This is a genomic window from Fibrobacter sp., from assembly GCA_017503015.1.
Taxonomy (GTDB): Bacteria; Fibrobacterota; Fibrobacteria; order Fibrobacterales; family Fibrobacteraceae; genus Fibrobacter.
In genome coordinates this window covers 73,977-83,198 of record JAFVTX010000046.1, presented here as the reverse complement: position 1 = coordinate 83,198, position 9,222 = coordinate 73,977, and the positions used below count along the sequence as shown (strand labels likewise).

Genomic DNA, 9,222 nt, shown 5'->3' with positions numbered 1-9,222 from the left:
CCATCCTTCAGGGCAGATACCTTGCACAGTATCCGTAAAGTTGCACCTCATGCCATAGCCACATTCTTCTTCTGACTTTCCTACAGCCGCAGCCCAAGTATAAAGACGACCATAAGACACACAGTTGGCAGATTCATCATCATAACAATAACTACCCTCAATAGCCTCAAAATTCAAGTTTTCCGCCATCCAGGTCTGGGAACCAATGGTCACATACTTGTAGATATTTCCGGGTGCACGCGGATCGCAGAACTGCGTGGCGGGATCATATGTTCCACACGACACAAGGTCTCCAACCGTGGTCCCATTTTGGCAATACTGCGTGGCAGGGTCATAAAGATGTTCGAATGTGCCAGTTTCGATTTCCGAGATACAAGCCATAAAAGTCTGCAAATCAGATCCATCATAACCACAACATTCATATTGTTTGACGGCTCCACTCACGCACGCTTCAAATTTACCAACATCATACGACTTACCGTCGCAAAGGTCGAAAACTGAACTAAGGTATTCATCAGCGCAGAACTTTTCTTCGGGGTTGTACTTGGCCGTGCCACAGGTCGCCAGGTCTGCAACATTTCCGTGTTTAGTGCAGTACTGCGTGGTGGGGTTATACCTTACTGTGTCACAAGCTGCCAGGTCGGCTATCGTGGATCCGTCTTGGCAATACTGCGTGGCAGGGTCATAAAGATTTTCGAATGTGCTCGTTTCGATTTCCGAGATGCAAGCCATAAAAGTCTGCAAATCAGATCCATCATAACCACAACATTCATATTGTTTGACGGCTCCACTCACGCACACTTCAAATTTACCAACATCATACGACTTACCGTCGCAAAGGTCGGCAACATTATCATAGATTTCGTCGGCACAGAACTTTTCTTCGGGGTTGTACTTGACCGCGCCACAGGTCACCAGGTTTGCAACTTCACCGTCTTTGGTGCAGTATTTTTCTTCCGGATTGTATTTTGCCGTGCCGCAGGTTGCCAGGTCAGCTATCGTGGTTCCGTTTTGGCAATACTGCGTGGCGGGGTCATAGGTTTTCCCACTGCATTTATCGGCATCTTCGTCGCCCTGTTGTTCACTGGACGAACTGAGGAAATCTTCTTCTGCAGAAGAACTAGAATCCTTGCACCTCTTGCCAGAGCATTCTTCTTCATCTGAAGAACTTTCCGGTTCTTCACTATCATTGGATTCTACTATCTCGTCCGTCTTTCCACTGCTGGAGGACTTGGGCTTGGACGGTGCGCTGGGCTTCAACAGGTCTTCCAGTTCTTCAAGTTTTTCCTTGATTTCGTTTTCATCCAGGCCTTCCTTGAGTTGTTCCACGGTGGCACTGTCCGTCACCTCAATCCACTTGTTCTCGAAGCAGGCAAAATAGGTGTCGCCGGCCTTGGCCACTTCCATTTCGCAGGAGTCCGGAAGGGCAGCCTCGCTCTTATATTCGGGGACACTGAAACCCGAACCGCCACTAGAACTATCATCACCACAAGCCACCATACCTATCGTCATTGCCAATGACAACGACATCCATAGAAATTTCTTCATTTTTTCTCCTTTTTATAAAGCTTCTACTGTCAAATTTACAAAATAAACACATTCCGTCGGAAATCATTTCACGAAACTAGAACTTCACCTTATAAATCCAGGGCCAGTTCTTGCCCGTAATCCAGAAATCACGACCGTCAAAGGCGATTCCGTTCAGCACGTCCGCCTTGGGGTAGCGGCGGTTGATTTCCATCGCCTTTTCGGTAAAGTCCAGGTATTTCAGCACACGGCCGCTGGGCAGTTCGACTACGGCAATCAGGCCCGTGGTCCAGATGTTGGCGTAAAGGGTGTCACGGACCACTTCCAATTCGTTCAGTTGCGGCACTTCGCGGCCGTTATCGCGCACGGGGATCGCCCCCACCACGCTAAAACCGCCCAGCCCGATTTGCAACAATTCGCTGGAGCCGTTGCTCATCAAGAGGGCGTCGCGCCAGTAGGCAAGCCCCCAGCCTTCCGTAGGTATGCGGAACTCGCCCTTCATGGCGAAGGGCTTCCTGTTCACGATAAACGCCTTCCTGGATTTCCAGGTCAGGTAAAAGATGTCGTCGCCAACGGCCACGGAACCTTCGCCGAAATAACGTTCCGCAAGCCGCAGGGAATCCAGAATTTTGCCGTCCAAGGTGCGGCGGTAAATGCCCGACTCGCCGTAATGTCCGGTGGATTCTATCAGGTCCTTGCCGTCAAAAAACAGCCCCTGGGTAAAGTGGTTCTGCTCGTGAGGAATGGAATCCACGATGGTCGGCACCACGCGGGGGGTATCGGCGAAGACAAGTTCCAAACTAGCCAAAACGCAGAACAAAAATATAGGCGCGCGGGAAAACAGGGTCATAGGACTATATGTAGAAAAATTATATTTGGGTCACCATGGGCGCTGTAAAAGAACCGGCCAAAGTCAAAATCATCGTTGGGATCCTGGCAAAGGACGCCGCTTCGGTAGAGTCCGTCCGCAGCACCCTCCGCGAGCGTTTTGGCGAAGAGGACCTGAACCTGGAACCCTTCCCCTTTACCTTTACCAACTACTACAAAGAAGAAATCGGCGACGCCCCCCTGCGGGCCTTCTTCAGCTACGAGCCCCTGGTGGATCGTACCGAAATCGTGGACATCAAACTCTGGACCAACGACCTGGAACTTGAAATCGCCGAGCGTGCGGGAACGCCGGGACTCCGGCCCGTGAACCTGGACCCGGGCTACATGACTCTCGGGCAGTTCTTCTTGGCCACCACCAAGGACCAGCGGCAGCGGGTTTATATCAGTCGCGGGATTTTCGTGGAGCCCACCCTTTACTTTCAGGACGGGCACTTCCACCATTTCGACTGGACCTACCGTGACTACCAGAGTGAAAAATACATCGCCTACCTGGAGCAGGTCCGCGCCCGCCTCGCCTACCAAATGAGCACCGGAAAACCATACCGCCTACGCACCAACCCCTAACCCCTAAATCCTAACCCCTAGCCCCTAAACTCATGAAAGCCGGAATCATCACCATCGTCCTCCTCATCATCAGCAACTTCTTCATGACCCTTGCCTGGTACGGCAACCTCAAGCTGAAGGAGATGCACATCAGCACCGACTGGCCGCTGATTCTCGTGATTCTCGCCAGCTGGGGCATCGCCCTCATCGAATACTCCTTCATGATTCCCGCCAACAACATCGGAAGCCGCATCAATGGCGGGCCCTTCAGCCTCATGCAACTGAAAATCATCCAGGAGGCCATTTCCATCACGGTGTTCACCACCCTGGCTGTCACCCTGTTCCGCACCGAAACCCTCCAGTGGAACCACATCGTGGCCTTTGTGCTGGTCATCGGCGCCGTGTTCTTCGCATTCTTGAAATAGGTTTTACCCCAAAGGGGGAAGCCTCCCCCTCGCTGCAACGACTCGTCAACCCCGCCGTCATCTTGTCATCCCCGCGCAGGCGGGGATCTCCTTGCCGTTTCCGCTACCCCCTCTGCGGGGACACACCACCTAAAGGTGGCCATGCCCACATAAGCGCTGAAGCGCTAAGTGGTCAAAGGCCGCAACGCCCTGACTTTTTATTTCAAGAATCCGAATTGATAGACTTGAGGGCGGAGTTTTTCGGATAGGGCTTTGTAGGTAGATTCGAAGGCAGCAAAACTGACGGGAACTGAATTGCCAGATTCATTTTGAGCTTTCAAAGCCTGGCGGATTTGATACCATCCGACATCGGGGCGGTTAAGTTTCAATTCTTCGCGGATTTTGTGATTGAAGGTTTGCTTGAAGTAGGCTGCCCAAATTTTGCGACCTTCGTCAAGGACAGCTTGGGCTTCGGCACTGAAGGTTTTGCCCTGCATGTATTGCACCATAAAATCACTTTCAAAACGGTCGCTTGCGCCGACTTCTTCTTCGGTAAAGGGGATAAAGTGATTGACAATATTCCATTTTTTGCCGTTCCATTCAAGATCGTTGGCGCTAGCGGTGAGGTTTGAACCATGAAATAACATCCACACAAAGCAATCGTTTTTGAATTCTTCGGGCAGTTCGCAATTGGGTTGGAGGAACTGGTCTATATCATTTATCCATGTGTGAACAACAACTTTTCTTACGGTAAAAACTATAGCCAAATCTGATAAATTTTCAGAATTAACATAAAAGCCGTGTCCACCACTATAACCAGAAGAGAATAGCGACGTGTCATTTGCCTGCTGCATATCATTGCTATTTACTCGCATGTAGCCTATAGCTCCATCACTCCAAAATTTACATCTTAAATCAGTTGTTCTAGTTGCAGGCGATATCGCGTTTTTTAATGGAATTATTTCAGTAGTATTCGGCTCTGGCCTGTCAATCCATGTGGCAAGATATTTTTCATTTGGGGCATTATAAAACTTCTTTTCGCCAATTGGATTTGTATTCTTATTGAGAACCTCGCATGAAATCTCAGACGGAAACATACATTTGGATTGCTTCGCTTTGCTCGCAATGACGTTGAAGGTTTTCCATATACAAAAACCTATTGGAAACTCACCTTTCAATCCTTCAAAAGACTTGCTATGAACAACAAATCCAGCTTGATATTTAGCCAACCATCGACTTCTAAATGTTTGCAATGTTTGCGCATTGATATATTTCATTTTGCTAAACATCGCTAATGTCGCATTCGGAATTTCCTTAGCAATACGGGCAACAAATTGAGTAAACAGTTCATTGCTTGCTTTACCATATTCTTTCATTCCGTATTGTCCAAACCGTGTTTTATTCACACCTGTTTTAGCGGTGTTATCTTTAGAAGAAGCATTAAATGCACTCCCAACTTCTGCATACGGCGGATTTATCAGCACCAATAATTTTTTCTTTCCTTCGTTTGCATCACGAATTACATTCTGCAAAGTCTGAGGAATTTTGTTTGTAAGGCTGTAATCAATCGTCCCGTTATCGGTAATGTCATCGTTCAAGTAATCATATTGAAAACGCTCGGCGGATACGCAAATCTTCGCCGCCTTCATGATGTTCACGTCTTCTTGATCGAGAGTGCTCATGAACAAATGGCGGTGATTGGAATGCTTGGCTTCGAGGTTTCCGACGCCGCAGCACATATCCCACACATAATAGTCCTTCTGCCAATTCGAACCAAGCGTCTTTTCTAGCAAGTCGTAAGCCTTGTCAACTACATTGAGCGGAGTGTAGTAGGCTCCCTTGAAAGTCCGTTCGTCAACGGGAATCAGGCTGTCGCGGCGTTCCAGCAAGTAACTGCGGAATTCCTCTTTGGGCGGCCTATCATAAATCGCCCAGAACTGGCTGTATCCATCCATACTCGCGATTTCGTAAGTCTTCCCGTTCAACAAGAATATCGGTTTGTTGCCCTTGTGCAATAGCTCTGCAGACAAATGTTCGTGGGTGCTGACCTTGCCGTCGCTCATCACATCGGCGTAGAAAAATTCCGCGAAGTTTTCGGGTTCCGCATTCACGATTTCCTTGCCGACCGTCTCGACCCACTTGTCGAAAACCTGTTTGAGATTGTCGGGCGTAATTTGCGTGCGGATGATTTCGCCTTTTTCTATGGCGTTTCGCAATGTGTCGATAAATTCTTTCTCGTGCGTTTCGATATTGAAACTCACAAAATGCGTGCCGATGTACTGCGAAACAATATCTAGCGCATCCTGCGTTACGTCGCTGGCGGACTTGCCCCACTTGATGTGGACGTTCTTATTTTGTAAAAGCGGGAGCGCGACATCCGTCTTCATGATGGCGGCCTTGACGCTATCGACCACGCAAAGAAACGGAGGAATATGCTCGCCATCCTTGAGGGCCCGGTGGATATAGAAAAGCAGCTGCGTGAACATTTCGTAGAGCGACTTCTTGGAGCCAAATTTCGCTTCGAACCAGACTTCGCGCGTCTGAATATCTATCAGGTTTCGCTGAACCTGCTTAAGGTGCAGTGCCTTGATGTATTCCGCCTTCACGTCTTCTTCGGACGAGGCTTTTTGCAGCTTTTCGAACAGACTCATAAGGGCTCCTTTAGCCCTTATGTCGTGCAGTCGATCCACAAAAAAAAGCGTGGCGTCGAATGCACTTCCGTTATCGAGGCTCTGGTAAGCCTATGCACGAAAAAGAACAAACGACCCACGCCCATTGCTGGACGTGAGTGTTCACTCTCGTACTCTCGTGCATGTTCAAAATTTACCAGATTTCGATAACGAGAATAAGAGCTAACTCTACGTTAAACTCGCGCCTGCGGTTTTTACGCCACAGGCTATGTCAATGGGAAATATAGATAAACGCTTCCCCAAAGACGACAAAGCTCCCAGTTTTAGAATAAAATCTTCATTTTCATCATTTTAGTCTACATTTTGCCTAAAACAGACGTTTTTTGTATATTGCGCACATTGGCCGTTCGGCTTTGTTGTCGGGAATTCCGACCTTTCCCATATCCCCCGACAGGGGCCCGCAAGGGGCATGCGTTCCATAGGTTAGGCTATGGATATACTGAAATTGTTGGAAACTATCGCAGTTTTTGCGGTAGTTTGTAAGTACTTGCATTTTTACATCTTATACACTTTGATTTGACATTATGTGTATCAGATGTTATATTTAGGAGTATGGAAGCCATGCAAAACATACGAAATTTTGCGAAAAGAGGGTATTTTTCCCTTAAACAGTGCCTGGAGCACGGTGTTTCGAGGTATGACCTTAAAAAACTGGAGGAATCAGGAGAGATAAAGAAGGTTGACTACGGTCTATACGCCTTCGCCAATGTCCTCGAAGACGAATTTTTCATTCCGCAGTTACTAAGTGACAAGATTGTGTATTCCAACGAGACGGCACTTTTCTTGACGGGGTATAGCGACCTGCTTCCTGAAAAGTTCACGGTAACCGTTCCGAAAGGCTACCACTCAAAAAAGTTATGGCGAGACTTTCTTGTGCGTCAGACTCCCGCCGAAATATTAAACGAGGGCGTCCAGGAAATCCGTTCGTTCTACAGCAATCCTATCAAGGTGTATTGCATTGAACGGACTTTATGCGAATTGCTCCATGGTCGTATAGATTTCAACAAGGAAAGGTATATTCCCGCAATACAAAGGTACATGAGGTCGAAAGACAGAAACATTTGGAAATTATCAGACTTTGCAAGAATGTTTCATGTTGAAGACAAAATCGGGCCATATCTGGAGGTGCTGATATGAAGACTCGAAATGCAATGCAACTGAAAGCTCTCATCAAGAGTCGTTCCATAGAAATAGGTCTTACTCCACAACAAGCACTACACGCCTATTACATGGAATGTTTTGTCAATCGTTTGGCCCATTCGGATTATTTGGACAATTTTGTGCTGAAGGGTGGATACCTGATTTCAAATCTCATTGGTTTTGAATCAAGGACGACAATGGATGTGGATTCCACGATCAAGAATCTTCCGATAGAAGAGACTGTAATGGCAAAGGCTTTTACGCATATTTGCGGAGTGCAAGTTGAGGATGATTTTACATTTACCCTAGACCACCTGGAGTTTATTCGTGAAGACGATGAATATCATGGGATTCGCGCTTTCTTGAATGTGGATTATGAAGAGATGCACGGCATTCTGACAGTGGATGTTACCGCAGGGGACAGCATCTATCCTGGTGTCCAACAAATGTTCTTTAAAAGGAACTTTGAAAAATCCCTTATTAGGGCATGGTCTTATCCTGTTGAGACAGTCTTGGCGGAAAAACTTGAGACTATTATAACGAGAAGTATTCTTAATAAACGTCCCCGTGATTACTATGACATCCATATGCTCACGAAGTCGGTCCAATTCGACATTCCAACTTTGAACCATGCGCTACTTGCGACTGCCACTCATAGAAAAACAAAGGACAAGGTGTTAAAATACGCTTATCGCATAGAAGAAATCGAACATAGCGACGACATACGCCGCCAATGGGAAAAATACAGCAAGACCTTCAGTTATGCTAAGGGTATCCCGTTTGAAACAGTTGTTGGATCAGTACGAAATCTGCTAGAAAAGGTTCTTGCCTAGCCTTTTCAACAGAAAATCCCTCGGCTAAGCCGAGGGACAAACTTTATTGGAGATCCCCGCCTTCGCGGGGATGACAAACCCGAGATTACCCGTGAGCAAAAAAACGACCGGTATTAACCGGTCGTGTTTGCGAGAGTGAGCGCCAGCCCTACACTTGTTTGCCTAAGTCTAGCGCGAACGGTCGCTTACGTATGTGCGTCGACCCATTCGGCGTTCTTCTTGCAAGCCTCAACGGACTTGTCGAAGGCGGCCTTTTCTTCGGCGCTCATCTTGACTTCGAGAATCTTTTCGACACCGTTTGCACCGACCACGACCGGCACGCCGCAGTAGAGGCCCTTAACGCCGTATTCGCCGTTCAGCTTGGCAGCGCAAGAGAACACGCTCTTCTTGTCAAGGAGGTAAGCTTCAGCCATGTGGATAGCGGAAGTAGCCGGGCTGTAGAAGGCTGAGCCGCGGCCGAGGAGGTTCACGATTTCGCCACCAGCACCGGCGGTACGCTTGGCGAGTTCGGCGAACTTTTCCTTGCTCATGAGCTGAGAAACCGGGATACCGCCAACAGACACGCATTCCATGATGGAAACCATGGTGTCGCCGTGGCCGCCCATCACGAGGGCCTTCACGTCTTCGACAGACACGCCCAGTTCGTCGGCCACAAAGCAAGCGAGACGGGCAGAGTCAAGCACGCCAGCCATACCAATGACCTTGTTAGCCGGGAGACCGGACTGCTTCTGCATGTTGTAGACCATGGCGTCGAGCGGGTTGGTGATCACGATGACGAATGCATCCGGAGCGTTTTCCTTGATGGCTTCGGCAACGGTCTTGATCACGCCGCAGTTCTTGTCCAGGAGGTCGTCACGGCTCATGCCCGGCATACGCGGGAAACCGGCGGTCACGATCACGACGTCTGCGCCCTTGATGGCGGAGTAGTCGGTAGAACCCTGAAGATCCACGGAAGAGTTGATGACAGAGCGGCCTTCCATAATGTCGAGAGCCTTGCCCTTCGGCATGCCCTGAGTCTGCGGAATATCGATAAGGACCACGTCGCCAAGATTCTTCTGAGCGAGCACGAGAGCCATTGTACCACCGATTTGACCAGCACCAACAAGTGCAATCTTCTTTCTAGCCATGATTTAACCTTCCTTTTAAGGTAATTAGATTTTTACGCATCAAATATAGCACTTTTTCGTGTTTCAGACA

8 protein-coding genes are annotated in these 9,222 nt (G+C 48.4%); 4 read left to right on the top strand and 4 right to left on the bottom strand.

Annotated features, from left to right (window positions below; translation table 11 throughout):
• A partial coding sequence (locus IKB43_08285; GenBank protein MBR2470130.1) for a hypothetical protein occupies window positions 1-732 on the bottom strand: 732 nt, incomplete at its 3' end.
• 892 nt (window positions 733-1,624) lie between these two features.
• Window positions 1,625-2,377, bottom strand: a complete 753-nt coding sequence (locus IKB43_08280) for a glutaminyl-peptide cyclotransferase (GenBank protein MBR2470129.1) — start codon at window positions 2,375-2,377, stop codon at window positions 1,625-1,627.
• Between the two features lie 35 nt (window positions 2,378-2,412).
• On the opposite strand from IKB43_08280, the gene IKB43_08275 reads away from it, so the two are divergent.
• Together IKB43_08275 and IKB43_08270 are read left to right on the top strand one after the other, a co-directional pair.
• Window positions 2,413-2,979 (top strand): DUF4416 family protein, encoded by a 567-nt coding sequence (locus tag IKB43_08275; protein ID MBR2470128.1) that lies wholly within the window; start codon window positions 2,413-2,415, stop codon window positions 2,977-2,979.
• Window positions 2,980-3,011: 32 nt separating this feature from the next.
• A complete protein-coding gene (locus IKB43_08270) occupies window positions 3,012-3,383 on the top strand; it encodes a DMT family protein (GenBank protein MBR2470127.1) in 372 nt (123 codons plus the stop codon).
• Between the two features lie 197 nt (window positions 3,384-3,580).
• Here IKB43_08270 and IKB43_08265 read toward each other — a convergent pair whose 3' ends face one another.
• Window positions 3,581-6,013, bottom strand: coding sequence for a hypothetical protein (locus IKB43_08265; GenBank protein MBR2470126.1), 2,433 nt, complete (start codon window positions 6,011-6,013; stop codon window positions 3,581-3,583).
• 591 nt (window positions 6,014-6,604) lie between these two features.
• Between IKB43_08265 and IKB43_08260 the strand changes: the two genes are divergently transcribed.
• Both IKB43_08260 and IKB43_08255 read left to right on the top strand, forming a co-directional pair.
• Window positions 6,605-7,189, top strand: coding sequence for a type IV toxin-antitoxin system AbiEi family antitoxin domain-containing protein (locus IKB43_08260; protein ID MBR2470125.1), 585 nt, complete (start codon window positions 6,605-6,607; stop codon window positions 7,187-7,189).
• Complete coding sequence (locus tag IKB43_08255) at window positions 7,186-8,025, top strand: nucleotidyl transferase AbiEii/AbiGii toxin family protein (GenBank protein ID MBR2470124.1); 840 nt, start codon at window positions 7,186-7,188, stop codon at window positions 8,023-8,025. Before IKB43_08260 ends, IKB43_08255 begins: the two co-directional genes overlap by 4 nt.
• Window positions 8,026-8,210: 185 nt before the next feature.
• Here the strand turns inward: IKB43_08255 and mdh are convergent, their stop codons facing one another.
• On the bottom strand, window positions 8,211-9,152 hold the full coding sequence (gene mdh / locus IKB43_08250) for a malate dehydrogenase (GenBank protein ID MBR2470123.1): 942 nt from the start codon (window positions 9,150-9,152) through the stop codon (window positions 8,211-8,213).
• Window positions 9,153-9,222: the final 70 nt, after the last annotated feature.